The organism is Pararoseomonas sp. SCSIO 73927 (assembly GCF_037040815.1).
Taxonomy (GTDB): domain Bacteria; phylum Pseudomonadota; class Alphaproteobacteria; order Acetobacterales; family Acetobacteraceae; genus Roseomonas.
On the sequence record NZ_CP146232.1, the window covers coordinates 1,754,930 to 1,780,495 of the forward strand.

Annotated in this window: 29 protein-coding genes; 12 read left to right on the forward strand and 17 right to left on the reverse strand. The window is 74.6% G+C overall.

Annotation, left to right across the window (positions count from 1 at the left end):
* Nucleotides 1-29 precede the first annotated feature (29 nt).
* From phnD to VQH23_RS08330, 3 genes are all read right to left on the reverse strand, one after another.
* Complete coding sequence (phnD, locus tag VQH23_RS08320) at nt 30-947, reverse strand: phosphonate ABC transporter substrate-binding protein (RefSeq protein ID WP_338665167.1); 918 nt, start codon at nt 945-947, stop codon at nt 30-32.
* A 54-nt stretch (nt 948-1,001) separates the two neighbouring features.
* Entirely contained in the window at nt 1,002-1,814 is an 813-nt protein-coding gene (gene phnC / locus VQH23_RS08325) for a phosphonate ABC transporter ATP-binding protein (protein ID WP_338665168.1), read from the reverse strand.
* 145 nt (nt 1,815-1,959) lie between these two features.
* Complete coding sequence (locus VQH23_RS08330; RefSeq protein ID WP_338665169.1) at nt 1,960-2,187, reverse strand: DUF3606 domain-containing protein; 228 nt, start codon at nt 2,185-2,187, stop codon at nt 1,960-1,962.
* 419 nt (nt 2,188-2,606) lie between these two features.
* On the opposite strand from VQH23_RS08330, the gene VQH23_RS08335 reads away from it, so the two are divergent.
* The 5 genes from VQH23_RS08335 (at nt 2,607) to VQH23_RS08355 (ending at nt 9,909) form a co-directional block, all read left to right on the forward strand.
* Complete coding sequence (locus VQH23_RS08335; RefSeq protein WP_338665170.1) at nt 2,607-3,383, forward strand: Crp/Fnr family transcriptional regulator; 777 nt, start codon at nt 2,607-2,609, stop codon at nt 3,381-3,383.
* Nucleotides 3,380-4,453, forward strand: a complete 1,074-nt coding sequence (locus tag VQH23_RS08340; protein ID WP_338665171.1) for a chemotaxis protein CheB — start codon at nt 3,380-3,382, stop codon at nt 4,451-4,453. Before VQH23_RS08335 ends, VQH23_RS08340 begins: the two co-directional genes overlap by 4 nt.
* A 67-nt stretch (nt 4,454-4,520) precedes the next feature.
* Entirely contained in the window at nt 4,521-8,084 is a 3,564-nt protein-coding gene (locus VQH23_RS08345; RefSeq protein WP_338665172.1) for a CheR family methyltransferase, read from the forward strand.
* Complete coding sequence (locus tag VQH23_RS08350) at nt 8,074-8,445, forward strand: response regulator (protein WP_338665173.1); 372 nt, start codon at nt 8,074-8,076, stop codon at nt 8,443-8,445. Before VQH23_RS08345 ends, VQH23_RS08350 begins: the two co-directional genes overlap by 11 nt.
* Before the next feature lie 120 nt (nt 8,446-8,565).
* Nucleotides 8,566-9,909: a glycerate kinase gene (locus VQH23_RS08355; protein ID WP_338665174.1), complete on the forward strand. Its 1,344-nt coding sequence runs from the start codon at nt 8,566-8,568 to the stop codon at nt 9,907-9,909.
* On the opposite strand, the gene VQH23_RS08360 is transcribed toward VQH23_RS08355, so the two are convergent.
* A complete protein-coding gene (locus VQH23_RS08360; RefSeq protein WP_338665175.1) occupies nt 9,818-11,107 on the reverse strand; it encodes a S8 family serine peptidase in 1,290 nt (429 codons plus the stop codon). The genes VQH23_RS08355 and VQH23_RS08360 overlap by 92 nt on opposite strands.
* Before the next feature lie 196 nt (nt 11,108-11,303).
* On the opposite strand from VQH23_RS08360, the gene VQH23_RS08365 reads away from it, so the two are divergent.
* Both VQH23_RS08365 and VQH23_RS08370 read left to right on the forward strand, forming a co-directional pair.
* Nucleotides 11,304-11,807 carry an RNA polymerase sigma factor gene (locus VQH23_RS08365; RefSeq protein ID WP_338665176.1) on the forward strand — a complete coding sequence of 168 codons (504 nt, stop codon included), beginning with the start codon at nt 11,304-11,306 and terminating at the stop codon, nt 11,805-11,807.
* Nucleotides 11,800-12,510 carry a hypothetical protein gene (locus VQH23_RS08370; protein ID WP_338665177.1) on the forward strand — a complete coding sequence of 237 codons (711 nt, stop codon included), beginning with the start codon at nt 11,800-11,802 and terminating at the stop codon, nt 12,508-12,510. Before VQH23_RS08365 ends, VQH23_RS08370 begins: the two co-directional genes overlap by 8 nt.
* Before the next feature lie 37 nt (nt 12,511-12,547).
* Here the strand turns inward: VQH23_RS08370 and VQH23_RS08375 are convergent, their stop codons facing one another.
* The gene (locus VQH23_RS08375; RefSeq protein ID WP_338665178.1) at nt 12,548-13,174 is read right to left on the reverse strand and encodes a DedA family protein; all 627 of its coding nucleotides are present in this window, start codon (nt 13,172-13,174) and stop codon (nt 12,548-12,550) included.
* A gap of 2 nt (nt 13,175-13,176) precedes the next feature.
* Complete coding sequence (locus VQH23_RS08380) at nt 13,177-14,856, reverse strand: phospholipid carrier-dependent glycosyltransferase (protein ID WP_338665179.1); 1,680 nt, start codon at nt 14,854-14,856, stop codon at nt 13,177-13,179.
* A 132-nt stretch (nt 14,857-14,988) separates the two neighbouring features.
* Between VQH23_RS08380 and VQH23_RS08385 the strand changes: the two genes are divergently transcribed.
* Nucleotides 14,989-15,207, forward strand: a complete 219-nt coding sequence (locus tag VQH23_RS08385) for a hypothetical protein (protein ID WP_338665180.1) — start codon at nt 14,989-14,991, stop codon at nt 15,205-15,207.
* A gap of 57 nt (nt 15,208-15,264) precedes the next feature.
* Here VQH23_RS08385 and VQH23_RS08390 read toward each other — a convergent pair whose 3' ends face one another.
* The 7 genes from VQH23_RS08390 to VQH23_RS08420 form a co-directional block, all read right to left on the reverse strand.
* On the reverse strand, nt 15,265-15,600 hold the full coding sequence (locus VQH23_RS08390) for a hypothetical protein (RefSeq protein ID WP_338665181.1): 336 nt from the start codon (nt 15,598-15,600) through the stop codon (nt 15,265-15,267).
* Between the two features lie 386 nt (nt 15,601-15,986).
* Entirely contained in the window at nt 15,987-16,703 is a 717-nt protein-coding gene (hisA, locus tag VQH23_RS08395) for a 1-(5-phosphoribosyl)-5-[(5-phosphoribosylamino)methylideneamino]imidazole-4-carboxamide isomerase (protein ID WP_338665182.1), read from the reverse strand.
* Complete coding sequence (locus VQH23_RS08400; protein WP_338665183.1) at nt 16,703-17,278, reverse strand: GNAT family N-acetyltransferase; 576 nt, start codon at nt 17,276-17,278, stop codon at nt 16,703-16,705. The genes hisA and VQH23_RS08400 overlap by 1 nt, the downstream gene beginning before the upstream one ends.
* Nucleotides 17,275-17,925 carry an imidazole glycerol phosphate synthase subunit HisH gene (gene hisH, locus VQH23_RS08405; RefSeq protein WP_338665184.1) on the reverse strand — a complete coding sequence of 217 codons (651 nt, stop codon included), beginning with the start codon at nt 17,923-17,925 and terminating at the stop codon, nt 17,275-17,277. The genes VQH23_RS08400 and hisH overlap by 4 nt, the downstream gene beginning before the upstream one ends.
* A 10-nt stretch (nt 17,926-17,935) precedes the next feature.
* The gene (locus VQH23_RS08410; RefSeq protein ID WP_338665185.1) at nt 17,936-18,301 is read right to left on the reverse strand and encodes a DUF2628 domain-containing protein; all 366 of its coding nucleotides are present in this window, start codon (nt 18,299-18,301) and stop codon (nt 17,936-17,938) included.
* Nucleotides 18,301-18,906 (reverse strand): imidazoleglycerol-phosphate dehydratase HisB, encoded by a 606-nt coding sequence (gene hisB, locus VQH23_RS08415; protein ID WP_338665186.1) that lies wholly within the window; start codon nt 18,904-18,906, stop codon nt 18,301-18,303. Before hisB ends, VQH23_RS08410 begins: the two co-directional genes overlap by 1 nt.
* 64 nt (nt 18,907-18,970) lie before the next feature.
* Nucleotides 18,971-20,230 (reverse strand): energy transducer TonB, encoded by a 1,260-nt coding sequence (locus VQH23_RS08420; RefSeq protein ID WP_338665187.1) that lies wholly within the window; start codon nt 20,228-20,230, stop codon nt 18,971-18,973.
* A 152-nt stretch (nt 20,231-20,382) separates the two neighbouring features.
* On the opposite strand from VQH23_RS08420, the gene hslV reads away from it, so the two are divergent.
* Entirely contained in the window at nt 20,383-20,943 is a 561-nt protein-coding gene (gene hslV / locus VQH23_RS08425) for an ATP-dependent protease subunit HslV (protein ID WP_338665188.1), read from the forward strand.
* Between the two features lie 108 nt (nt 20,944-21,051).
* Here the strand turns inward: hslV and VQH23_RS08430 are convergent, their stop codons facing one another.
* Both VQH23_RS08430 and VQH23_RS08435 read right to left on the reverse strand, forming a co-directional pair.
* Nucleotides 21,052-21,252, reverse strand: coding sequence for a hypothetical protein (locus VQH23_RS08430; RefSeq protein ID WP_338665189.1), 201 nt, complete (start codon nt 21,250-21,252; stop codon nt 21,052-21,054).
* 111 nt (nt 21,253-21,363) lie between these two features.
* Nucleotides 21,364-21,930 carry a TlpA family protein disulfide reductase gene (locus tag VQH23_RS08435; protein WP_408904308.1) on the reverse strand — a complete coding sequence of 189 codons (567 nt, stop codon included), beginning with the start codon at nt 21,928-21,930 and terminating at the stop codon, nt 21,364-21,366.
* A gap of 102 nt (nt 21,931-22,032) precedes the next feature.
* Between VQH23_RS08435 and argH the strand changes: the two genes are divergently transcribed.
* From argH to VQH23_RS08450, 3 genes are read left to right on the forward strand one after another with little or no spacing between them, the layout of a single operon-like run.
* On the forward strand, nt 22,033-23,361 hold the full coding sequence (gene argH, locus VQH23_RS08440) for an argininosuccinate lyase (RefSeq protein WP_338666074.1): 1,329 nt from the start codon (nt 22,033-22,035) through the stop codon (nt 23,359-23,361).
* On the forward strand, nt 23,358-23,648 hold the full coding sequence (locus VQH23_RS08445) for a hypothetical protein (RefSeq protein ID WP_338665191.1): 291 nt from the start codon (nt 23,358-23,360) through the stop codon (nt 23,646-23,648). Before argH ends, VQH23_RS08445 begins: the two co-directional genes overlap by 4 nt.
* Nucleotides 23,649-23,656: 8 nt before the next feature.
* Complete coding sequence (locus tag VQH23_RS08450) at nt 23,657-23,809, forward strand: hypothetical protein (RefSeq protein WP_338665192.1); 153 nt, start codon at nt 23,657-23,659, stop codon at nt 23,807-23,809.
* A gap of 41 nt (nt 23,810-23,850) precedes the next feature.
* On the opposite strand, the gene VQH23_RS08455 is transcribed toward VQH23_RS08450, so the two are convergent.
* Nucleotides 23,851-24,210 carry a hypothetical protein gene (locus tag VQH23_RS08455; protein ID WP_338665193.1) on the reverse strand — a complete coding sequence of 120 codons (360 nt, stop codon included), beginning with the start codon at nt 24,208-24,210 and terminating at the stop codon, nt 23,851-23,853.
* Between the two features lie 345 nt (nt 24,211-24,555).
* Nucleotides 24,556-25,563 (reverse strand): DNA polymerase III subunit delta, encoded by a 1,008-nt coding sequence (gene holA, locus VQH23_RS08460; RefSeq protein WP_338665194.1) that lies wholly within the window; start codon nt 25,561-25,563, stop codon nt 24,556-24,558.
* Nucleotides 25,564-25,566: the final 3 nt, after the last annotated feature.

A 25,566-nucleotide genomic window follows, 5' to 3' on the forward strand; every position in this document is an offset into this window, starting at 1 on the left:
TCTCCGCCCGGGGCCGGTCCGCGCCGGCATCAGCCTCGGCGGCGCAGGTTGTCCACGAAGCGGTTCAGCTCGATGATCGGGTCGTAGGCGGCGTTGTCCACGGCCTGCAGCGGGCCCTGCTTGCCCTCGTAGATGGCGTCGAAGGCGCGCTTGTCGGCGGTGGCCAGCTCCAGCACCGCGGTGCGGATCGCGGCCTTCAGGTCGTCCGGCAGCGCGTTCAGGTAGGCCAGCGGCGAGTTCACGATCTGGTCGGACTTGAAGATGATGCGGAAGTCCTCCGCCTTCACCATGCCCTTGCGCGCCATGCGCAGCAGGTTGCTCTCCTGCTCGTCGTTCCACCAGTTGGCGCACATGTCGACCGTGCCCTGGTTGAGCGCGATCACGGCGTTCTCGTGGCTGCCGGTGTACACCACGCGCCCGAAGAACTGCTCGGGGTTGATGTTCATCTTGTTCAGGGCGAAGCGCGGCACGTTGTTGCCGGAGGTGGAGTTCGGGTCCACCAGGCCGAGGTTCTTGCCGCGCAGGTCCTCAACGCGCTGATAGGGGCTGTCCTTCTTCACGTAGAAGACGGAGTAGTAGCCCTTCGTGCCGTCCAGGTTCGTCTCGATCGCGAAGGCGGTGATCTGGGATCCCGTCATCAGCGCGCGCGCGAAGGAGGAGGGGCCGTAGGAAGCGATGTGGATGTTGCCGGCGCGCTGGCCCTCGATCACCGCCGCGTAGTCATTGGCGATGCGCAGCGTGACCTTCGTGCCGAGGCGGCGGGACAGGTAGGAGATGAAGGGGCCGTAGCGCTCCGTCACGCCGGAGGCGTTCTCGGCCGGGATGATGGCGAAGACGAGCTCGGGGAAGCGGCTGGCCCAAGGGGTCGCACCCTGGGCGCGCAGGACGGAGGGGGCGGCCAGCATGGCGGCCGTGGCGCCCAGCAGGGCGCGGCGTTGCAGGATCATCGGTGGTTCTCCGGATGGCGGAAGGGGTGTCGTCCGGCGCCGCGGCGCCGGGCGTCAGGCGTGAAGGGTAAAGGGGGTGGCCTGCGGGGCGGTCGTGGCCGGCGCGGGAGTGCCGGGGCCCACCGCCTCCTCCGCCTCGAGCCCGTAGAGCTCCCGCGCCGCCGCCTCGTCCAGCGCGTCGGGCGGGCCGTCGAAGACGAGGCGGCCGGCCGAGAGGCCGACCAGCCGGTCGCAGTAGCTGCGCGCGATGTCGAGGGAGTGCAGGTTGCAGAGCACGGTAATGCCGTAGTCGCGGCTGATGCGCGCCAGCGCATCCATCACCACACGCGTGTTGCGCGGATCCAGGGAGGCGATGGGCTCGTCCGCCAGGATTATGTCGGGCTCCTGCACCAGGGTGCGGGCGATCGCCACGCGCTGCTGCTGCCCGCCCGAGAGGTGCTCCGCCCGCTGGGAGGCGAGGGTCGCGATGTCCAGCCGCTCCAGCGCCGAGAGGGCCATGGCCCGGTCCTCGTCCGACCAGAGGCGCAGGAGGGAGCGGTGGGCCGGCACGTGGTTCAGCCGCCCGACGAGCACGTTCGTCAGCACGTCCAGCCGGCCGGAGAGGTTGAACTGCTGGAACACCATGGCGCAGCGCGCCCGCCAGTCCCGCAGCTCGCGGCCGCGGAGCGCGGTGACGTCCCGGCCCTCCCACAGGATGCGCCCGGCCGTGGGATCGGCCAGGCGGTTGATCATGCGCAGCAGGGTGGACTTGCCCGCCCCGGAACGGCCGATCACGCCCACGAAGCTGCCGCGCGGCACCTCCAGGCAGATGTCGTCCACGGCGAGCCGGTCGCCGAAGCGGCGGCTCAGTCCTTCGATAATCAGCATGGCGGCTAACTAGCGGCGCCGCTTGAACCGTCTGTGGCGGATCGGTGAAGGATTTGTGTCCTCGTTCCGCCCGGGCGGGTGCTGCCCGGCTCGTGCCTCGAACGGGCCGGCCGGATCGGCCGGCCCAGTCCTGACCCGGCGTGTCCTATCCCATCCGGGCGTCACCGGAGCCGGGCGCCCGGTTCGGACCCTCGGGAACGGACCGGCAGAGCAGCACGGCCACGTCCCGCGCCAGCGGGCCGGCCCGCTGCACCGCGACGGCGAGGTCCAGCTCGGTAATCCTGAAGCTCCTCGCCCAGTGCTGGACGCAGTACGGATCGCTCAGGTCGATGTGATCGCGATCGGCAGGTGTCGTGCGGCGACCGTCTGTCATGGTCGTTCTCCTTCCTGCCGGAAGAGTTAGGACCGCGAGTGGTGGTGCCGCCCTGTCGGGGGTTACTTGCGGAATCCCAAATGCGCGAGGCGACACTCACATCATTGTGCAGGCAGGAGAAATATTGGGATGGCGATGAGATGATCACGAACGCGTCTCGCCGCAGGCGCGGCAGTCTTCGCTGATGGGAGAAATGATCCGATACTCGGCCCGGAGAATCGGATTTGGTGGCGGCAGCCCTCCTCGCCGGGTGCGGAAGCGGTCCATCGGGGCCTCTTCCTGCTGGCGTGCCGCGCCGCCGCCCACGCGAGCGCCGGACCGGGACGCAGCAGGACTAGATACAGGTTAGCCGGGCGTCCGGCCAAACGGTGCGAGAATGCGCCAAACGGTCGCTTACGACATTCTGGGAGCGAGACCCCTTGGCCCTTTCACAACCCACGCGGCCCCTCTCCCACGGCGACCTTCTCGCCCGTCGCCTGGGCCCGCCGGTGCCCTTCGGCCCCTTCGAGGCCCTCCTGCTGGAAGGTCTGGCCCGCCCCGCCCGGTCCTGCCCGGCCGGCGACGAGATCGGCGAGCACGGCGCCCCTCTCCGGCCCCGGCTGATCCGCAGCGGCTGGGCCGGCGCGGTGCGGACGCTGCAGGACGGCCGGCGGCAGATCTTCCGCTTGCTGCTGCCGGGCGACTGCATCGGCATCAGCGCCACGCCCGCGGCCCTGGCCGTCTCCACGACCCTGGCCCTCACGCCGCTCGAGACGGTGGAGCTGGAGCCGGTGACGGCCGCCCTGCGGGACGATCCGGAGCGCCACGCCGCCCTGGCCACCGCCTTCGCGCTCGAGGCGGCCCGGGCGGAGGCGGGGCTGCTGGACCACCTCATGCGGCTGGGGCGCCAGACGGCGCTGGAGCGGACCGCCCATCTCCTCCTCGAGCTGCGGGACCGCCTGGCGGCCGTCGGGCTGGGTGGCGTGACGCACTTCCCCCTGCCGCTGACCCAGGAGGTCCTGGCCGATACGCTGGGCCTCAGCACCGTCCACATGAACCGCACCCTGCAGGAGCTGCGGCGCCTGCGCCTCCTCCGGCTGGACAAGGGGCAGGCGGAGCTGCTGGACCCGGCGCGGCTGGCCGGCATTGCGGACTACGCCCCGCCCCGCGTCTCCACCCTCGGCCCGGCCTCCTCCGCGGCGCTGCGGGAGGGATGACCTCTCTCCGGGACGTGGTCGCCATCGGCGGGTCCTACGGAAGCAGCGCGGTCCTGCGGCGCCTCCTCGGCGGGCTGCCGGCCGATTTCCCCGCCGCGGTCCTCATCGCCACCCACGTGCCGGGCAACAGCCCGGGCTACCTGGCGGAGGCGCTGACGGGTCACAGCAGGCTTCCGGTGAGGCAGGCCGTGGACGGGCAGCCCATCCAGCCCGGGCAGGTGATCGTCGCGGCGCCGGACCGGCACCTGCTGGCGGTGGACGGCGCCGTCCTGCTGGGCACCGGCCCGCGGGAGAATATGGCCCGCCCGGCGATCGACCCGCTCTTCCGCTCCGTCGCCCTGGCCTACGGGCCGCGCGCCATCGGGCTGGTGCTCACGGGACTGCTGAACGACGGGGCGTCGGGGCTGCACGCCATCAAGGCGCTGGGCGGCACGGCCCTGGTGCAGCACCCGCTGGACGCGGAGGCCGACGAGATGCCCCGCGCCGCGCTGGAGGCGGTGGAGGCGGACGCGGTGGGCCGTGCCGAGGACCTGGCCGGCATGCTGGTGGCCGTCGCCGGCACGCCCGTCCTGCCGCCCGGTTTGGCCCCCGGCCCGACGTCCGGCCCGACGTCCGGCTCCACGTCCGGCCCCACGTCCGGCCTGGAGCCCGACCTCGAGCTGGAGGTGGCGATCGCGGCGGGGCGGAGGCTGGGGTCGGACCAGTTGCGGCGCCTGGCCAACCCCGCCCCGCTGAGCTGCCCGCACTGCCACGGCGTCCTCTCTGAGATGAAGGGCGGCGGGCCGCTGCGCTACCGCTGCCAGATCGGCCACGCCTTCACCGCCGAGGCCGTCATCGCCTCCCAGGAGGCGGGGGTGAGCGACGCGCTGCGGATCGCCATGCGGATGATGGAGGAGCGGGTGGAGCTCGTCACCCGCATGGCGAAGGAGGCGCGGGAGAGCGGGCGGAGCGCCGTGGCCGAACTGTATGAGGCGCGCGCGGTCGAGTACGCGGGCTACGCCGCCACCCTCCGCCGCGCCGCGACGACGGACCTGCGGTCATCCCGGCCCACCGGGCCGCCGGAGGCGTAGAGCCGGGCCGATGAGGCCGGTATAGGAAGAGGCGGGCAGCCAGGGCCCGGAAGGGCAGGGTGGAACTTTGAACGAGCAGGAGGAGACCAGGATCGGGGCATCCGACGAGGCCGCGCCGGTGGCGGTGGTCGGGCTCGGGGTCGCCGCGGCCAGCTTCCGGTCCCTGCTGCGCCTGTTCTCCCTCATGCCGCGGGAGAGCGGCGTGGCCTTCGTCGTCGTCTCGGAATCGAGGGAGGCGATCGACGCGGCCGCCCTGGTCCGGGCGCTGAACGAGGGCGGCGGGCCGCGCGCCCGGCCGGCGGCGGATGGCGACCGCCTGATGGCGGACCAGGTCCACGTGGCGCCCAACGGGACGATGACGACGTTCGAGGACGGCCACCTGCGGATCCTCCCTCCCGAGGAGCGGGCGGGGCACCGCGGCACGGTGGACACCTTCCTCATCTCCCTCGCCGAGGCGCAGCGGGAGGCGGCGGTGACGGTGCTGCTGGAGAGCATGCCGGATGCGGGGAGCATCGGCGTGGCCCGGCTGAAGGCCTGCGGCGGGCTGATCCTGGCGGAGGGGGACGAGGCCGAGCCCGGGACCGAGGCCTTGGAGGCGCAGGGCGCGGCGGCGATGGCCGACCTGCACCTCCCGCTGGAGGAGATCCCGCGGCGCCTCCTCTCCCTCGTCGCGCACCTGCGGGAGGTGGACGCGCCGCGGGAGGCGCGCGGCCTGCTGCAGGACGGGGAGAGCCGGCTGCCCGCCATCGCCACCATCCTGCGCAACCGCACCGGCCACGACTTCCACGGCTACAAGGCCAACACCTTCCTGCGCCGGATCCAGCGCCGGATGCACGTGCTGCGGATCGACGCGCTGGACGACTACGTGGCGCGGTTGCGCGCCGACGCCGACGAGGCGCAGAGCCTCTTCGAGGACCTGCTGATCGGCGTGACGCAGTTCTTCCGCGACCCGCACGAGTTCACAGTGCTGCAGGAGCGGGTCGTCCCCGCCCTGCTGGAGGGCAAGGGATCGGCGGACACGGTCCGCGTCTGGGTGCTGGGCTGCGCGACGGGGGAGGAGGCCTACTCCCTCGCGATGCTGCTGCGCGAGGCGACCGGGCGGATGGACGCGCCGCCGCAGGTGCAGATCTTCGCGACCGACATCGACGCGCGGGCGCTGACGGTGGCGCGCACCGGGCGCTACCCGCAGGCCATCGAGAAGGACGTGCCGCCGGAGCGCTTGGCGCGCTGGTTCGTGAAAGAGGGCGGGACCTACGCCATCCACAAGGACCTGCGGGAGATGTGCATCTTCTCCGCGCACAACGTCATCAAGGACGCGCCCTTCTCCCGCACCGACCTCATCTCCTGCCGCAACCTGCTGATCTACCTGAACGGGGACCTGCAGGAGCGGGTTATCCCCCTATTCCACTTCTCGCTGCGGCCGGGCGGCTACCTCTTCCTCGGCCCGTCGGAGAACGTCACGCGGCACGCCAAGCTCTTCCAGCCGGTGGATCGCCGGCACCGCATCTTCCGGCGGCAGGAGACGGTCACGCGGGTGCTGCCGGAGTTCCCCCTCACCGCGCGGGCGGAGGTCCGGCGCCCGGAGGCGGGGCAGGCCGCCCGGACGGCGGCGGGCACCGGCCTCGGCCGCCGGGCGGAGCGGCTGGTGGAGCGCCACGCGCCGGCCTACGTCGTCGTCGATCCCGAGTACCAGGTGCTGAACTTCTCCGGCCGCACGGGACCCTTCCTGGACCCGAGCAGCGGCGCGGCGAACCTGAACCTGCTGAACCTCGTCCACCGCGACCTGCGCCTGGACCTGCGGGCGGCGCTGATGCGCGCGGGCGCCGAGCGCCGGGCGGTCCGCGTCCCCCCGCTCCGCATGCGGGCGGAGGAGGAGGAGGCGCGCCGGGTGGGCATGACGGTGGAGCCGCTGACGGAGGGCGCGCAGGACCCGCCGCACTTCGTCGTTCTCTTCCACGACCACGGGCCGGACGGGGGCGAGGCCGAGGACGAGGCGCGGGACCCCGCGATCCTGCGCGACGAGCACGTGATGCGGCTGGAGGGCGAGCTGCGCGTCACGAAGGACCGGCTGCAGGCCACGATCGAGGAGCTGGAGAGCACGAACGAGGAGCTGAAGTCCTCGAACGAGGAGTACCAGTCGATCAACGAGGAGCTGCAATCCGCCAACGAGGAGCTGGAGACCTCGAAGGAGGAGCTGCAATCCGTCAACGAGGAGCTGCAGACCGTCAACGGGGAGCTGGCGCACCGGGTGGGCGAGCTGGCCCGTACCAACAGCGACCTGAAGAACCTGCTGGAATCGACGCAGATCGCGACCCTCTTCCTCGACAACGACCTGCGGGTGAAGAGCTTCACGCCGAGCATGTCGGAGGTGTTCCACCTCATGGAGGGCGATGTGGGGCGGCCGATCGCGCACCTCGCCTCCCGCGTGCCCTACCCGGACATGGCGGAGGACCTGCGGCGCGTGCTGCGGACCCTCTCCACCGTCGAGCGGCAGATCGGGATGCCGGGGGGGCGGCGGTTCCTCGTCCGGGTGCTGCCCTATCGCAGCGTGGACAACTTCATCGCCGGCGCCGTCCTCACCTTCCTCGACGTGACGGAGGCGGTGCGGGCGCAGGAGGCGCTGCGCGCGGCCGAGGAGCGCACGCGGCTGGCGACGACCGCCGCCCGCATGGTCACCTGGGACCTGGACGTCGAGACCGGGCGCTTCCGCCACGCGGAAGGCTTCGAGCAGATCTTCCAGGCGCCGCCGCCCACGACCCTCTCCTCCCTGCTCGGCACCGCCCATCCGGAGGACAGGGGCCGCCTGGCCCTGGCCTTCGACCAGACCCTGGCGCGGGGGGAGCCGCTGGACGCGGAAGGGCGGCTGCTGGCGGGGCGGCGCGAGCTGTGGATCCGCTTCAGCGGCGGCCGCACCGGCGGGCGCGTGCTCGGCGTGCTCCAGGACGTGGATGCCCGCCGCCGCGCGGAGGCGCAGCAATCCCTCCTCATGGCCGAGCTGCAGCACCGGGTGAAGAACACCATGGCCGTGGTGCGCTCCGTCACCCGCCGCTCCCTCGAGAGCGCGGAGAGCCTGGAGGAGCTGCGCCTGCACCTGGGCGGCCGCATCGACAGCCTGGCGCGCACCCAGGGCCTGCTGGCCAACCGCGGCTCCGACGGGATCAGCCTGGACACGCTGGTGCGCGACGAGCTGGCCGCGGTGCTCGGCCATGAGGGCGGGCAGGTGGAAGTCGAGGGGCCGCCGATGCTGCTGAAGGAGAAGGCGGCCGAGACCTTCGGGCTGGCGTTGCACGAGATGGCGACGAACGCGGTGAAGTACGGCGCCCTCTCCGGCCCCGAGGGCCGGCTGGGCGTGCGCTGGCATGTCCGGCACACGGCCGCCGGGGACCGGCTGGCGCTGGAGTGGCGGGAGGCGGGGGTGCCGGCGCTGGACGTGCGCCCCTCCCGCATGGGGTTCGGCCGCCGGCTGATCGAGCGCGGCCTTCCCTACGACCTCGGCGCCACCACCTCGCTGGAGTTCCTGCCGGGCGGGGTGCGCTGCACGGTGGAGCTGCCCATGGGGCCGCGGGTGATCGCCATGGACGAGTTGGACGAACCGGATCCCGAGGGGGGCGGGGAGAGCGATGGACGTTGAGGAGCGGGCCGTGCCGCTGGCCGGGCAGACGGTGCTGGTCGTGGAGGACCAGTACCTCATCGCCGAGGATCTCTGCGCGCTGGTGGAGCGGCTGGGCGGCACCGTCATGGGGCCGGTCCCCGGCGTGGAGGCGGCGCTGGACCTGCTGCGGGCCGGCCGGCCGGACCTGGCCATGCTGGACGTGAACCTGGAGGGGGAGCGCGTGTACGATGTCTGCACGGCCCTGCGGGAGGCGGAGATCCCCTTCCTCTTCATCACGGGCTACGACGCCGCCGTCATCCACCCGCACTTCCGCGCCGTGCCCTGCCTGGAGAAGCCGGTGGAGGAGGCCGCCCTGCGCGGGGCGATCGCCCGGCTCTGAGGCCGGCCGCCCGCCGCGCCGCTCCAGGGATGGGGATGGGGATGGGGATGGAATAAGTCCCGCCGGTCCCTCGTTCTCCCTCCCGACCGGCCGCAGGGGCCGAGGGACAGAGAGGACCGCATGCAGCCGCTCCGGATACTGGTGGCCCCGTCCGGCTACAAGGAATGCCTCTACGCGGCCGAGGTCGCGGAGGCGATCCGGTCCGGGCTGGCGCGGGCGCTGCCGGGCGCGCAGATCGTCACCCGGCCGGTGGTGGATGGCGGGGAGGGCTTCGCGCGCGGCCTGGCCCTCGCCAGCGGCGGCAGGGTGGAGCCCGTGACGGTGACCGGCCCGGTCGGGGAGGCGGTCACGGCCGGGCTCGGCTGGCTCGGCGACCGGGGTGAGCCGACCGCCGTCATCGAGATGGCCTCCGCCGCGGGGCTGCGCCTCGTTCCCCGGGACCGGCGGGACCCGCTGGCCACCACCTCGCGCGGGGTGGGCGAGCTGATCCGCGCCGCCCTGGACCGCGGGGCGCGGCGCATCCTGCTGGGCTGCGGCGACAGCGGCACCTGCGATGCCGGCCTCGGCATGGCGGCTGCCCTGGGCTTCCGCTTCCTCGACAGGCGGGGAGGGGAGCTTCCGGCCGGCGGCGGCGCCCTCGCCCGGCTCGCGCGGATCGAGGTGGCCGGCCGCGATCCCCGCCTCGCGGAGGTCCCGATCGAGGTCGCCTGCAACATGAGCGTGCCCCTGACCGGCCCCGCCGGCGCGGCCCGCGGCTTCGGGCCGCAGAAGGGCGCGACCCCCGCGCAGGTGGATCAGCTGGAGGCCGGGATCGCCCGCTTCATCGAGGTGGCCGGCCGGGACCTCGGCGCGACGGGCCTGGCGGAGATGGCGGGCGCCGGTGCCTCGGGCGGGCTGGGCGCGGGGCTGCACGCCCTTCTCGGCGCCCGCCTCCGCCCCTGGCAGGAGGTGGTGCTCTCCGGCATGTCGCTCGACCGCGAGATCGCCCGGGCCGACCTCGTCGTCACGGCGGAGGGCGGCATCGACGGCGGGACCCCGCGCGGCAAGATTCCGGCGATCATCGCCGGCCGGGCGAGGGCGCAGGGCGTTCCCGTGATCGCGCTGGCCGGCTGCGTCGGCCCCGGGGTGGAGGCGGTGCACGGGGCGGGGATCGACGCCCTCTTCTCCACCCTCGGGGCGGCGGTGCCGCTGCCGGAGGCGGTGCGGCGCGCGCCCGCCGACATCGAGCGGGCGGCCGAGCAGGCGCTGCGCGGCATCCTCGTGGGCATGGCCCTCTCGGAGCGGCGGGGCCGCCCCGCCCGCGAGCCCAAGCGGGCCGCCCCTGGCGCATCGGCGGACGGCCGGGCGCGGCGGCCGCTGGGGCCCCTGCGCCTCACAGCGCGGAGCAGTCCAGCGCCCGCAGGATGCCCCAGCCATAGACCGGATCACGCCCCGGCGCGCCGCGATCCTCTGCCCCGCCGGTGAGCCGCGCGACGAGGTCGCCGATCCGCCGCTCGGGCGCGGCGGCGCGCAGCGCGGCGAGGCTGGCGGCGACGAAGGGGGCGGCGAAGGAGGTTCCTGAGCGGAGCGTTCCGGCCCCCTCGCCCGGTGCCGCCGTCCAGAGCCGCACCCCCGGCGCGGCGAGGGCGATGTGCGGCCCCGCGCTGGCGCGCGGGTAGACCTGCCCCTCGTGGTCCACGGCCGTCACGGCCACCACGCCGGGATAGGCCGCGGGGTAGAGCGGCGCGGCGCGGGGCCCGGCATTCCCGGCGGCGGCGACGAGGGCGATGTCGCGGGCGCGGACGGCGGCGACGGCGCGTTCCAGCAGCGCGTTGGCCGGGCCGGAGAAGCTCATGTTGATCACCGGGACGTCGCGGCCGGCCAGGGCGTCCAGGGCGCGCGCGAGGTCGAAGGCGTCGGCCGTGTCGTCCCCCGCCGGGCCCCGGTGGAAGGACCCGGCGACGACGAGGCGCGCCCCGGGCAGCAGCCCGGGTGTCCCGCTCTCCGGCCGGCCGACGAGGAGCGCGGCCACGGCGGTGCCGTGCGTGGGGGAGGCGGGCCGGCGGTCCGGCCCCAGGACGCTCAGCTGCTCCACCGCGCTGCCCTTCAGCGCCGCGTGGTCCGCCGAGACGCCGGAATCGATCAGCCCGATCCGCGGGGCGGCCGGGCAGGTGCCGGCGGAGGGCTGCCAGCGCACCATCCGGAAGGCGTCGCACCCCGCCGCGCCGCAGGCGAAGGCGTTCTGGCGGTAGAGGTGGTTGTCGTCGAGCACCGCGCCGGGCAGCAGGTCGCGGAGCCGGCCGCGCGCCGCCGCCGGCGTCTCGCCCCCGCGCCCGCGCAGCCGGGCGACGACGCCGCCGAGGAGCGGGAAATCGGCCCGCGCCACCACCTCGAAGCCGCGGCCCGACAGCCGGTCGAGCTCGGCGCCGGCGGGGACCGAGACGACGAGCTCCGGTGCCGGCCGCGCGGGGGCCTGCCGGGCGGGAGCCCGCCTCGGGGCGGCCCGGCGCGGCCGGCGGTCATCGTCGTCGTCATCCGCCAGGGCCGCGGCGCCCATCGGCCCGAACCCGAATCCGGAACGGTCCGGCGCCGGGGCGAGGATGGCGAGGGCGAGCGCCAGGGCCACCGGGCGGAACCACCCCAGCCCTCGGCCGGGACGCGCCATTCCATGCTGCTCGCGCATCGGGGCTCCTCGCTCGTCGAGCCCCGCGGAACGTCGCGATGGCGGATTGATGCCGCGGCGCGGGAATAAACATGTGTCCGCGCCGTTAGGGTGACATGGGACAGGACAGCCGGGCAGGGAAGTGGTGGAGAGCAGCGCCGGGGGACTCCACCATGAGGAACTCCATCGGGGGGAACTCAGCCGGGGAATGGTGGCCATGCTGCCCCGGCTGCGGGCCTTCGCGCGCTCGCTCGCCGGCACCCGCGACGCCGCCGACGAGCTCGTGCAGGCCACCTGCGAGCGCGCCCTGCGCGCCGCCTCCCGGTTCGAGCCGGGGACGCGGCTGGACAGCTGGCTGTTCCGCATCATGCGGAACCGCTGGATCGACGAGCACCGGGCCCGGCGCCCCCACGCTTCGCTCGACGACCCCTGCCTTGCCCCGGCGCTCGAGCTGGAGAGCGCGCGGCACGAGGAGCCGGACGAGCGGCTCCGCCTCGGGGAGGTGCGCGCAGCGCTGGGGCGCCTGCCGGAGGCGCAGCGCTCCGTCCTCGTCCTCGTCTGCGTGCAGGGGCTCAGCTACCGGGAGGCCGCGGCCGTGCTGGACGTGCCGGTCGGCACCGTCATGAGCCGCCTGGCGCGCGCCCGCGCTGCGGTGTCCGCGGCCCTGGGTGAAAACAAGGGCGGGGGTGAGGATCGTGGCCGGGAGGGAGGAGATGGCTGAGCCGGCCTTCTCGGACGAGGAGCTGATGGCCTTCGCCGATGGCGAGCTCGACGGCGCCCGCACGGCCGCGATCGGGGCCGCCGCCGGCGCCGATCCCGCCCTGGCCGCCCGCATCGAGGCCCACCGCACATCCCGCGAGGCCGTCCGGAGAGCCTTTGCCGGCGTGCTGGAGGCGACGCCCCCACCGGGGCTGGTGCGCGCCCTGGAGGTACCCCCCTCCGCGGCCGTCCTGCCCTTCCCCGCGCGGGGGCGGTCGGGCAGGTTCGCGGTCACCGCGCTCGCCGCCTCGGTGGCCGGGCTGGCCCTGGTCGGCGGCTACCTCTCCGGCCAGCGAGCCACGCCCTCGGCCGGCCTGCTGGCGGCCGGGCCGGCCCTCGTCGCGGCGCTGCGGGAGCTGCCCTCGGGCGAGGCCGCCGGCGATGTGCGGGTGACGGCGAGCTACGCCGTGCCGGACGGCGCCTGCCGCAGTTTCGAGCTCTCCCCCGAGCCCTCCTCGGGAATCGGCACGCGCGGCCTGGCCTGCAACCGGGGGGCCGGCTGGAGGGTCGAGCTCGCCGTCGCGCATTCCGGCGGGATCTCGCTGGCGAATGACCGGGCCGGCGCGGCGGTGGACGCCGTGCTGGACGCCCTCGGCGCCGGGCCCGCCATGTCGGCGGAGCAGGAGGCCGCGCTGCGGGCGCGGGGATGGGCCACCTCTCCCTGACCGGCGCGCTCCGCCCCCAGCCCGGGCGGGAAGCGCCTCAGGCTCCCGTGTCGCCCTTACGGCGCGTCCAGCGGTGCCGCGTGCGCCACAGGTGCCACGCGTAGACCAGGATGCAGGCGGCGATCACGGCCAGGCCCAGCGGCTCCATCCAGTGCCCGATCGCCTCCCACTGGCCCTGCAGCCACCACCCGGCGGCCATGAGGAAGCCCGTCCACAGGGCGGTGCCGAGGACCGTCGCGGGGTAGAAGATCCACCGGCGCATCCGGGCGATCCCGGCGGGCACGGAGATGAGGGTGCGCGGCCCCGGCAGGAACCGGCAGATGAAGACGGCCGGCGCGCCCCAGCGCAGCAGCGCGCCGCTGGCCGCGCGGATGTCCTCTCCCACAATGCCGACATAGCGGCCGTAGCGGTCGGCCAGGCGCTCGATCCGTTCCTGCCCGACGGCGCGCGCCGCCTCGTACCAGAAGGCGTTGCCGAGGACCGCGCCGGTGGTGCCGGCCAGGAAGACCGCCAGCGGGTCCAACTGCCCCTGCGCCGCGGCGAAGCCCGCCACGGGCATGATCGCCTCCGACGGGATGGGCGGGAAGATGTTCTCCGCCAGCATCAGCAGGAAGATGCCGAAGGTTCCGGTGGCCGCCATGATGTCGGCAATGGTCTGGAGCATGTTCAGCTCGCCCTGAAGAGTGTGATGGCGACGCGGCGGCCGCGCACGTAGTTGAAGCCCTCGACCCGGCCCACGGCGCGGGGGCGCAGGCCGATGGCGGCGGCCCCGGCCTCGAAGCGCGGCGCCTCCCGGCCCTCCACGGCCACCACCCGGTCCGGGGCGGCGGCGAGGAAGCGGGCGGCGGCCGCACCGTCGCCCAGCAGGTGGGTGGCGGTGCCGGCGGAGAAGACGAGGGAGGGCTCGTGATAGCCGGCGATGCCGAAGCGGTCGGCCGGCACGCCCTCGGCCGCCACCAGCGCGGCGACGCGGGGCGAGACCCAGGGAGCGGTGAGGTGCGGCAGCACCCCGCCGAGCAGGGCCCAGTAGAGCGGCACGGCGAGGACCGCGCCGGAGAGCCCGGCCCGCGCCCATTCCCCGGCGCGCGCGGCGCGGGTGACGGCCAGGAGCAGCCCTGCCGCCAGGGGCACGGCGAGCAGGCCGGGAAGGGAGACGCGCCCATCCGCCAGGACCGGCAGCGCCACCGCGCCGATCGCCAGCCCGGCCGCCGTGCCGTAGAGCGCCGCCCAGCCCAGCCAGGCCAGCGGGCGGGGCGCCGGCCGCCGCAGCGGGTCGCAGGCCCAGGCGGCGCCGAGCAGGAGCAGGGCGGGGAAGGCGGGCAGGACGTAGTGCGGCAGCTTCGTCGCCACCGCCTCGAACAGCAGCCAGGTCGGCGCCGCCCAGGCCAGGAGGAAGCGCGTGCCCGGCCGCATCCGCGCGGCCCAGGCCGCCGGCATGGCCCGCAGCACCAGGAACGCGCCGGGAAAGGCCGCGATCCCGAAGGTGAGGAGGTAGTAGCCCGGCGGCCCCCAGTGCGCCTCCTCGCCGGAGCCCACCTTGTTCAGCATGTCGTCGCCGAGCGCCTGCTGGAAGAAGCGGCCCTCCGTCGCGATGCCGATGGCCACCAGCCAGGGCAGGGCGCAGGCGATCATCAGCGGGATGCCCCAATGCGCCCGCAGCGCGCGCAGCCAGGGCGCGCCGGTCCGCCAGCCGCGATCGGCGGCGAAGAGGGTCAGCCCCGCGAAAAGGGGCACCATGGGCGCGATCGGCCCCTTCAGCAGCACCCCCGCCCCCAGCGCCAGCCAGAAGCCCAGCGCGGCCCGCGCCGTGAAGGTGTTGGGGGAGAGGTAGGCCCGCCCCATCAGCCCCATGGCCGCGACGATGCTTGCCAGCAGCGCCGCGTCCGTCTTCGCGATGTGGGTCTCCACCACCAGCAGCAGGGTGGCCGAGAGCAGCGACGCGGCCAGGAAGGCCGGCCGCCGCCCCACCAGCGCCCGCCCGAGCGAGAAGGTGCCGAGCACCGCGAGCCATGCCCCGATGGCGGAAGCCAGCCGGTAGCTGCCGATCCAGCCCCGAGCCGGCAGCCCGGCTGCCTCCATCGCGTGCACGATGCCGGCCTGCGCCCAGTGAATGCCGACGGGCTTCTTGTTCCGCTCCACCTCGCCGTTGCGGATGCGCACGTAGTCGCCGCTCTCGACCATCTGTCGGCTGGCCTGGGCGAATCGGGCCTCGTCCCGGTCCCCCGGCGGCAGGGAGAAGAGCCCCGGCGCCCACATCAGCAGGCAGAGTAGCGAGAGCAGCAGCCGCGGCCGACGCACCTCCGGCAGTCGGTCCAGCGCGCCGGTCAGCGAGGGGGCAGGGGCCATGGCCCGGCGCCTTAAAGGGGGTGCCCCCCGGAGTCGAGGCTCATTCCCCGGGATGCCCCGTCCTTCGGGAAGCTTGGCCCCGAACGACCGGACCCCTGGCGCGTTCACCCCTTCCAAGGAGAGGGAGCGCCCATGTCCGACACCCCCGAGATCACGCCGCCCAACCCGTCCCCCGCCCCCGGCCCTGCGCCAGGGCCGGAGAACCCGGTGCCGGGCCCCATCTCCCCGCCCCCGCCGCCCACGCCGGAAATCCCGGGCAGCGACCCCATTGGCCCCGACAACGACCCGATCGGGCCGGACATCCCGCCCATCGGGCCCGGGCCGGGCGGCATGCCGCCGGCGGTGATGTAGGGGCGGGCACGGAGCGGCCGCCCTCCGGGCCGGGCGCCGCGCGCCCGGCCGTGCGGCCTAGCGGGTAAAGTTGAAGTCCGTGATGCCGCAGGTGTTCACCTGCCGCCGCTCCTGCGCCGCGCCGTTGGCATAGACCACCCGGATGTCGTTCATGCACTGCCCCGCGGGCAGGACGACGCTGAAGCTCTGCCCGGACGGCAAGGTGTTGTTGCCCAGCAGGTCCCGGCCCCAGTCCGCCCGCGCGGAGGAGGAGACGTAGACCTCGTTGATCGTCTGCCCCGTCCGGTTGTTGAGCCGAAAGTCTGGGTTATTGCTCTGGGCAAAAGCACCGCCGACGACGAGAGGCGAGAGGGCGCCGGACAGGGCGGCCGCCATCAGGGTGCGACGGATCATGGTTCCTCCTTGTGCCCCGACGACTCGGAACGGTCCGCGACATTGCTTCCGTATCGGTTGGGCAAAAATCTCGCACCGTCAATCAGGCTGCCCCTGAGGGCCGGGTGCATGACGCCTGTCCGAGCCGGGATGGGCCGTCCGTGGCCAGGGAGAGGAAGAAGGAATTCTTCCTCTCCCCGGACCCCTCACCATCATCTTCTTCTAGTAGGTGGTTTTACCCTGCTGACGGTGCGCCTCGGGTCGATGACCCGAGGCGACTGCCAGGGCAGTAGGAGGCCCGTCAGGCAGAGACCCCGTGTCAGGACGGCGCGGCGGTAGCCAGAAGGGGGTCTAGGGGCCTCAGGCCCTTGGCGGGGGTTCCAGGGGGCGGCGCCCCCTGGCCGGCATCAGGAAGCGCCCAACGCCTCGTCGGCCGTCAGCCGTCCGTCGTAGAGGGCCCGCCCGATGATGACCCCGGCGATCCGCCCGGTGGCGCGCAGTGCGTCCAGGTCGGCGCGCCCGGCGACGCCGCCGCTGGCGATGACGGGGGTGGAGAGGCGTTCCGCCAGGGCGGCGGTGGCGGCCACGTTCACGCCGCCGAGCATGCCGTCGCGGTCGATGTCGGTGTGGATGATGGCGGCGGCACCCGCGTCCTCCAGCTTCAGGGCGAGGTCGAGGGCGGTGAGGTGGCCGGTCTCCGCCCAGCCCTCGGTCGCCACGCGGCCGTCGCGGGCGTCGATGCCGATGGCGACGCGTCCCGGGAAGTCGCGGCAGGCCCTGCGCGCGAAGTCCGGGTTTTTGGCGGCGGCGGAGCCGAGGATGACGCGGCTGATGCCGGCGGAAAGCCAGGACTCGATGGTGGCGCTGTCGCGGATGCCGCCGCCGAGCTGCACGGGGCGCGTCGTCGCGGCCAGGATGGCGCGCACGGCCTTCGCGTTGGCGGGGCGGCCGGCGAAGGCGCCGTCCAGGTCCACCACGTGCAGCCAGGGGAAACCCGCCGCGTCGAAGGCGGCGGCCTGGGTGGCGGGGTCGCCGTAGATCGTGGCCTGGTCCATGTCGCCGCGCTTCAGGCGCACGACCTGCCCGCCCTTCAGGTCGATGGCGGGGTAGGGGATGAAGTCCATCACGGGTCCTGGGGGAAGAGCGTCTCGGTCGGGCGGCCCCGGGCCGGGTCCAGCAGCTTGTAGTAGTGGTGGCCGGCGACCGTGCGCCCGTCGATGCGGGCGTAGGCGGGGTGGGTGCCCCAGCGGATGTAGCCGTGCCGCTCGAAGAGGCCGATCGCGACCGCCTGCGTCTCCCGCACGTCGAGGTTCAGCACGCGGTGGCCGAGGGCTGCGGCCCGTTCCTCCACGCGCCGCACCAGCATGCCGGCCAGGCCGTGGCCGCGGGCGTAGGGGGCGATGTAGGCGTGGGTGAGCTGCGCGGCCCAGGCCTGGGCCTCGTTGTTGCGGGCGGGGCGGACGAGCTGGGCGGAGCCGACGGGGTGGCCGTCCAGACGCGCCACGAACAGCTCCCGTTCGGGCACCAGCAGCACGCCGCGGAAGTGGCGGGCCAGGGCCTCCCGCCCCTGGGGCGCGGTCCAGCCGAAGCCGCCGCCCTCGATGATGGCGGCGTCCGTCGCCTCGCAGAGGTCGGCGGTGTCGGCCTCGTCCAGCGCGGTCACGCGCTCGACGGAGAGGAGGTTCGTGTCCTGGCTCATGGCGCCCAGCGCAGGAAGTTCCGGAGGATGTGCAGGCCGACGGGGCCGGACTTCTCCACGTGGAACTGGGTGCCCGCCAGGTTGTCTCGGCCCACCACGGCCGCGACGTCGCCGCCATAGGCGGCGCTGGCGAGCAGCTCCTCCCGCCGGCCGCCGCTGAGGGCGTAGGAGTGGACGAAGTAGGCGTGCGCGCCCTCCGGCAGCCCGGCCAGGAGCGGGTGCGGGAGATGGGGCTCCAGCGCGTTCCAGCCCATCTGCGGCAGCGGCAGGGGCGCGCCGTCCGCCCCGCGCGGGTCCATGGGCGCGATCTCGCCCCGGATCCAGCCGAGGCCGGGGGTGACCCCGTGCTCCAGCCCGCGCTCCGCCATCAGCTGCATGCCCACGCAGATGCCGAGGAAGGGGCGGCCGCGCTCGATCGCGCTCTCCCGCAGCGCTTCCTCCATGCCGGGCAGGGCGGCGAGGCCGCGGGCGCAGGCGGCGAAGGCGCCCTGTCCCGGCAGCACCACGCGGTCGGCCGCCAGCACGTCCTCCGCCCGGGTGGTCACCTGCAGGTCCAGCGATACGCCCGCCTCCTGCCCCGCCCGCTCGAAGGCGCGGCGGACAGAGGCGAGATTGCCGGAGCCGGGATCGACGATGGCGAGCTTCATGGCGCGGGCCTCACGCCATCATCCCCCGGGCGAGCGCCGGCCGGGCGCGGAGGGCGCGCAGCGTCGCCTCCTCCTCGTCCGCCCCGGAGACGACGCCGCCCATGGCGTAGCCGCGGCGCCGCAGCGTCCAGCGCTCCAGGTCGTAGGCGTGGAAGCCGAGGAGGAGCTGCAGCGCGATCCCGGCCGGACCCTCCCAAGGGCCCGGCAGGAAGGCGATGGCCACGGCCAGGGCGAGGTAGCCGAGCAGCACCAGCCACAGCCCGCGCCAGAGCAGCCAGAGCGCCCCGAAGAGGAGGGCCAGGACGGAGAACCCTTCCGGCACCAGCCGGGCGCGGGGCTTCTGCCCATCCCGGGCGTGAATGGTGAAGACCCGCATCAGGCCTCTAGCATGCCCTTGGTGGACGGAACGGTGCCGGCGGCGCGCGGATCGGCCTCGACGGCCATCCGGAGCGCGCGGGCGAAGGCCTTGAACAGCCCTTCGGCGATATGGTGCGCGTTGGTGCCGGCACGCTGCGTCAGGTGGACCGTCATGGCGGCGTTCATCGCCAGCGCGCGGAAGAACTCCTCGAACAGCTCCGTGTCCATCTCCCCCACCTTGTCGCGCGGGAAGGCGGCGGACCAGGCGAGGAAGGGGCGGCCGGAGATGTCGATGGCGCATTCCGCCAGCGCCTCGTCCATCGGCACCAGGGCCCCGCCGTAGCGGCGGATGCCGCGCTTGTCGGCCAGCGCGCGGCGGATCGCCTGGCCAAGCACGATGCCCACATCCTCGGTCGTGTGGTGGAAGTCGATGTGCAGGTCGCCCTCCGCCTTCACCGAGAGGTCGCACAGGGAATGGCGGGCCAGGGCGGTCAGCATGTGGTCGAGGAAGCCGATCCCCGTCGCGACCTCGGCGCGGCCGGTGCCGTCCAGGTCCAGCGCCAGGTGGATCCGGGTCTCGCTCGTCTCGCGGCTGATCTCGGCGCGGCGGGGGGGGGCGTCCATGGCGGTCCTTTAGACCCGGGCGGGGGCGGCGTCACCGTCACCGGTTGAGTGCGGGGGAGGATCGTCAGCGGCGCCGCAGGATGTAGTTGATCGTCAGGTCGATCTCCGCGCTGCCTTCCACCGTGCCGGGCGGGAAGGGCGGCACCACCCGGTCCCGCAGCAGCGCCTGCGCCCCGGCGTCCAGCCAGATGGAGCCGGAGCGGCCGATGAGCTGCAGCCCGCTGACGCGCCCGTCCCGCGCCACGGTGAAGCGGACAACGGCGGTCCCGTCCTCCCCCGCCTCGGCGGCCTGGCGCGGGTAGTAACCGTGCGCGCGCAGCCAGGCCATGAAGGCCGACCGCCAGTCGGCGCCGAGATTGGCGCCGCGGATCCGCATCTGCGCGTTCGGCGCGTCCGCGTTGGCGGCGCCGGCGGCGCCCGCGTCCCGGTTCGGGCGGGAAACGGTGCCGGGCGGCGGCGCCGGGCGGCCCACGGTGATGCCGCTGCCGAGGTCCATCGCCCCGGCGAAGGGGTTGGCCGGCTGGGCCGGGCGCGGCCGGGGCTGTGGTTGGGGCTGCGGCTGGGGGCGCTGCGGCGCGGGCGGGCGGGCCGCCGTCTCCGGCGGTGCGGCGGGCGGCTCCGGGGCCGGGGGCGGCGGCAGGGGCAGCGCGGCCACGTCGGATTCGCGCGCGCCCTCCGTCGGTGGCGGGGGCGGCGGCAGGGCGAAATCGGAGGGCGCCTGCGGCGCGGGCAGGGGCGGGAGCGGCACCGGGCGCGCCACGGGCGGCAGGGGCGCGGGCGGTGCGGCGGCGGGCGGCGCGGGCAGCGGCGGCGCGGGCGCCTGAGCGAGTGGGGGCGCGAGAGGGGGCGCCGGCGGCGGCAGGGCAGGCGCCGGCGGGGCCGGCAGCGGGGGAGGCACGGGCGGCGCGGGGGTCGGCGGCGCCGCGGCCTGCGGCGGCAGGGGGGCGGGCGGCAGCGGCACGGGGGAGGGCGGGGGAGGCGGCGCGGCCTCGCCCGGCGGCTCCGGCGGGGCCGGGGCGCCGCCGGGCGGGGCGGGCACCGCCACCGAATCGCCGCCGTCGAACACCACGTCCACGGCGGAGGGGGCGGCGGCCTCCTCCATCGGCTTCTTCGGCAGGCCGAACAGCAGCCACCATCCCGCTGCCAGGTGCAGCAGCAGGGAGAGGGCGAGCGCGAGGGACCGCCAGCCGCCGCGGCGCTGCGGCCCGCGCCGCCACGCCCGCGGCAGGCGCGGCGCCGGAAGGGTCGGCCCAGGCAGAAGCGGCCCGGGAAGGCCGGCCCCCCGGATCGACGGTCCGCGGACGGATAGGCCCGCTGCGCTCATCCCTGCCCCGAAGTCATGGCCCCGAACTCACGATCCCGAACTCATACGCCCGCAGATGGGGGTGCCGCACGCCGCGCGGAACCGCCCCGGACCCGTCCGATTGCAACGCCGGCAACGCGTCGCCACATGGGCTGCCTCACATGGCATCCATCATGAATACCACCACCGATCCACACGATTTCCTGGGCTGGCACGGCACCACCATCCTCTGCGTCCGCAAGAATGGCCAGGTGGCCATGGCCGGCGACGGCCAGGTCTCCATGGGCCAGACCATCGTCAAGAACAATGCCCGCAAGGTCCGCAAGATCGCCGGCGGCAAGGTCGTCACCGGCTTCGCGGGCGCGACAGCCGACGCCTTCACCCTGCTGGAGCGGCTGGAGGCGAAGCTGGAGCGCTTCCCCGACCAGCTGGAGCGCGCCGCCGTGGAGCTGGCGAAGGACTGGCGCATGGACCGCTACCTGCGCCGGCTGGAGGCCCTGCTCGCCGTGGCGGACGCGAACCGCTCCCTCCTCATCACCGGCCAGGGCGACGTGATGGAGCCGGAGGACGGCATCATCGGCATCGGCTCCGGCGGCAACTACGCCCTGGCGGCGGCCCGCGCCCTGATGACGGTGGACGGCCTCTCCGCGGAGGAGATCGCCCGCCGCTCCATGACCATCGCGGGCGACATCTGCGTCTACACGAACGGCCGCTTCATCCTCGAGACGCTCTGAGGGCGGGTGAGCCGGGTGGTCCAGGGGGTGGAAGGAACTTCCTCCCGCTGAACCCCTTCGCACCCTCTTCCATGAGGCTGCCGCGGCAGGCTGGCCGGGGGACCAAGGTCAGACGGATTGCAGCATCCTCGTGACCTCGCCCGTGTCCCGCGCCTGCCATCCGGCCCGGCGCTGGGTCGTCCAGACCGGGACGGCCAGGAGGGCGCGGGAGGCGCGGATGCACCGAAGCGAGCGGAGATAAGCCTCCGCGGCCGAGTCCACGGACAGCTGCGCTCGGGCAAGGGCGGCAAGAGCCCGCTCTTCGTGCATCTCGGGCCTTCCGGGAACCAACATAAGCTGGTTCCCAGCTGAGCCCACTTCTTCGGATTACAGGGAGGCGCCGCAAGGCTATCGCGAGGTTGTGAGAGCGGGGACGGAGCCTCAGCTCGGCTCCGTGACGGGCTTCGGTGCGCCGCAGAGGCGCCGTACATCGGCCACCAGCCTCGGCCCGTCCCAGGCCGCCCCGCCCTCCAGCCGCGCGCGCTCCCGGCCCTGCGGGTCGATCAGGATCGTCGTGGGCAGGCCCCGCGCGCCGAGCGCCCGCATGCCGGCGGAGCGCGGGTCCAGCCAGGGGCCGAGGTGGCGGATGCCGGTCCGGGCGAAGAAGGGGTCCACCTGCGCCCGCCCGCCCCGGTCCGAGGAGGCGGGGATGACGAGGATGCTCTCCTTCGCCAGCAGCGCGGAGAGGCGGTCCAGCGCCGGCATCTCCTCCACGCAGGGCGCGCACCAGGTGGCCCAGAGGTTCAGCACGACCCCCTTGCCCGCGAAGTGGGAGAGGTCCCGCTCCTTCCCCTCCGGGTCGGTCAGGACGATCGCGGGCAGGGGCTTCGGCTCCCCCTCCATCAGCCGGCCGGTGGCGGCCTGCGCCCGCGCTGGACGCGGGGAGACCCCCCCGACTAGGGTGCCGCCCGCCAGAAGCCCGAGCGCCGCGCGGCGACCGTGTACCAACACCGAAAGACCTCCTCACCCGTGCCCGACAGCCACGCCAAGCCCGATTCCACCGCCAATGCCGCCTGGGGCGGGCGCTACGCGGCCGGCCCCTCCGCCATCATGCAGGCGATCAACGCCTCCATCGGCTTCGACCGCAAGATGTGGCGCCAGGACATCCGCGGCAGCCTCGCCCATGCGGCGATGCTCGCGCATGTGGGGATCATCTCCGCCGAGGACGAGGCCGCGATCCGGGACGGGCTGGAGGCTATCGGGCGGGAGATCGAGGCGGGCGACTTCCCCTTCAGCGAGGCGCTGGAGGACATTCACATGAACATCGAGGCCCGCCTGACCGAGCGGATCGGGGAGGCGGGCAAGCGCCTGCACACCGCCCGCAGCCGCAACGACCAGGTCGCGCTCGACGTCCGCCTCTGGACGCGGGACGCGATCGACGGGCTGGACGCGCAGATGGCCGATGTCATGCGCGCGCTCGCGGAGAAGGCGGCGGAGCATGCCGGCACCGTCATGCCCGGCTTCACCCACCTGCAGCCCGCCCAGCCCACCACCTTCGGCCACCACCTGCTGGCCTATGTGGAGATGCTGTCGCGCGACCGCGGCCGGCTGGCCGATGCCCGGAAGCGGCTGAATGAGAGCCCGCTCGGCGCCGCCGCCCTCTGCGGCACCGGCTTCCCGATCGACCGGCACATGACCGCCCGGGCGTTGGGCTTCGACGGCCCGACCCGCAACAGCCTGGACAGCGTCGCCTCCCGCGACTTCGCCCTCGAATTCCTCTCGGCGGCCGCGATCTGCGCCACCCACCTCTCCCGCTTCGCGGAGGAGGTGGTGATCTGGACCAACCCCTACTTCAATTTCGTGAAGCTGTCGGACGCCTTCACCACCGGCTCCTCCATCATGCCGCAGAAGCGGAACCCCGACGCCGCGGAACTGGTGCGCGCCAAGCCCGGCCGCATCACCGGCGCCCTGGTCGGGCTGCTGACCGTGATGAAGGGCCTGCCGCTCACCTATGGAAAGGACATGCAGGAGGACAAGGAGGGCATCTTCGACGCCGCCGAGAACCTTGCCCTCGCCCTGGCCGCCACCGCCGGCATGGTGCGGGACATGCAGCCCGTGGTGGGCCGCCTGGCGGAGGCCGCCGGCGCCGGCTTCTCCACCGCCACCGACCTCGCGGACTGGCTGGTGCGCGAGCTGAGGCTGCCCTTCCGCGACGCCCACCACGTCACCGGCCGCCTCGTCGCCAAGGCCGAGAGCATGAACGTGGACCTCTCGGGCCTCACCATCACGGAGATGCAGGCCGTGGAGCCCCGGATCACCGAGGGGGTGTTCGGCGTCCTCTCCGTCGCCGCCTCCGTCCGCTCCCGCACCTCCCACGGCGGCACGGCGCCCGCCAACGTGGCGGCCATGGCGAAGGACTGGGTGGAGAAGCTGGCATGAGGACTCTCAGCCTTCTCGTCGCCCTGCTGGCCCTGGCCGCCTGCGGGCGGGTGGGGCCGGTCCGCGCGCCGGGCCCGCCCGGCAGCATCGTCTACCCCCGGGCCTATCCCTACATCCCCCCCGCCGCCCCTTCCGGCGCCGCCGCCCCGGCCATGGGGGCTGGCGGCACGACCGGCTCCGCCGGCTCCGCCTCTCCCGGCCAGGGCGAGGGCAGCCCCGTGCCCGCCGACAACACGGCCCGGGAGAGCGGCACCGGCGGGGTCACCCGCCCGGCCAGCCCGCGCTAGGCCGGGGCATGCGCGCCCTCTCCCCCCTGCTGCTGGCCGCGGGCGCCCTCGGGGCGGCCGCCACCCTCGTCCTGGCCGCCACGGGGGAGACGGACACTGCCCTCCGGGCCGCCTCGGCGTCCTGCGCGGCTCTGGTGTTGGGAATGCTGGTCCGCCGCTGAGGGCACCACAGGCGCGCTGACGAGCGGAGGTGGGGAGTCCTCTACCCCGCGGCCGGGGCCGGCCAGCCCCGGTCGATCAGGCCCGACACCACCTGGGCCTTCATTTCGACCTCCTCCTGGAGGTCGAGCCACCGGGCCTGCAGGCCGGGCTCCTCCGCCCGGGTGGCCGCATCGGCGAACTGGGCGCAGAGAAGGGCCCGCTCGTCCAGGACGCGCAGGGCCCCGCTCAGCGCCCGGTCCACCATGGCAGTCATCCGCTCGTCCATGTCGCCCGCCGAGAACTCGTGCCCGGTGTGGCACTGGAACCATGGCCCGCGCTCGTCCTCGCCGTTCTGCATCGCCCCGCCGCAGATGGGGCAGGTGTAGGCGAAGGGGCGGGCTGGCTTCGCTCCGTCCGACATGGGTGACCTCCTCTGCGCCGATGGGCAGCCCCTGGTGCGGCGACACAGCCGGCCGGAGTCCGGCCGCGTGCTCCTTCGGGCTCTGCCGGGCTCTGCGGCGGATCCGCCGATCCCCGTCCGGCCTCGGCGCCGCGTGACCAGCCCAGGCGGCCGCGGAAGAGGCATAACGGGATCGTAAGGACCGACATTGGGCCGGCCTCTCGTCCGGACAGGTGCCGGACACCGCCGGGCACCAGCGGATGTTTCGTCTTCCGGAATGAAACCGGCCGCAGCCGGCCTCCCCCCTCGCCCGGGGACCCCGCCTAGCACCTCCCGCCTGGCACCTGCGGCGGCAGCCCCGGCGGCCTAGCGCCGCGCCAGGATCGCCGACTGCCGTGCCAGGGCCAGGAAGGCGGCTCGCGCCACCGCCGCGTCCGGCACCGGCCGCCCCGTGCCGCCGGACTTGCTCTGGCGCTCGGCCTCCAGCAGCCCGGCCAGCACGGTCTCCAGCGCCTCGGTCCGCCAGATCCGCAGCGCCCTCTCGAAGCCGGGCTTGCTGCGGAAGAAGACGGGCGGCTGCAGGGCCTGCATCCCGGCCACGGAGGCGAGGTGCAGGCGCTGCACGTGGCGCAGCAGGGCGCGGATGACCTGCACGGGGTTGGCCCCCTCCGCCATGGCGGATTCCAGGGCGCGGTCGGCGGTGGGCAGGTCGCCGGCGGTGGCGGCGACCAGGGCCTCGTCCAGCTCCAGGGCGGAGCCGTCGCCCATGCAGGCCAGCACGTCCTCCTCCGCCAGGCGGCCGCCGGGGCCGGCGTAGAGGGCGAGCTTCTCCAGTTCCCGGCGCAGCATCCCCCGGTCCTCGCCGAGGCGGCCGGCCAGCCAATCGATCGCGGCGGGCTCGGCGGAGACGCCCTCGGCCTTCAGCAGGGCAGCGATGGTGGCGGCCAGCTCCGCCCCGCGCTCGCGGTAGCAGGGGATGGCGGCGGCGCCGGGGCTGGCCTCGGCGAGCTGGCGCAGCTTGGAGCGCGCGGGCAGCTCCCCGGCCTCGATCACGATCAGGGCCTCGCCCGGGCCGTCCAGCGCCTCGCGCAGGCCGGGGGCCAGGGCGTCGGTGGCGTCGCGCACCCGCACCACCCGGCGGCCGCCGGTGAGGGCCAGGGCGGCGGCCTCCCCGGCCAGGGCGCCGGGCTTCGCGGCGACGTCGCGCGGCAGCTCGGCCACGCGGAAGGGGTCGTTGCCCGGCGCCACCGCCTCCTGCAGGGCGTCGGCGCGCTCCCGCACCAGCCCGGCATCCTCGCCGAAGAGCAGCGCCGCCCGCGTGGCGCCCGGATCCTTCAGAAAGCCGGGCAGGCGCCGCGCGTCGAGCTTCGCCATGCC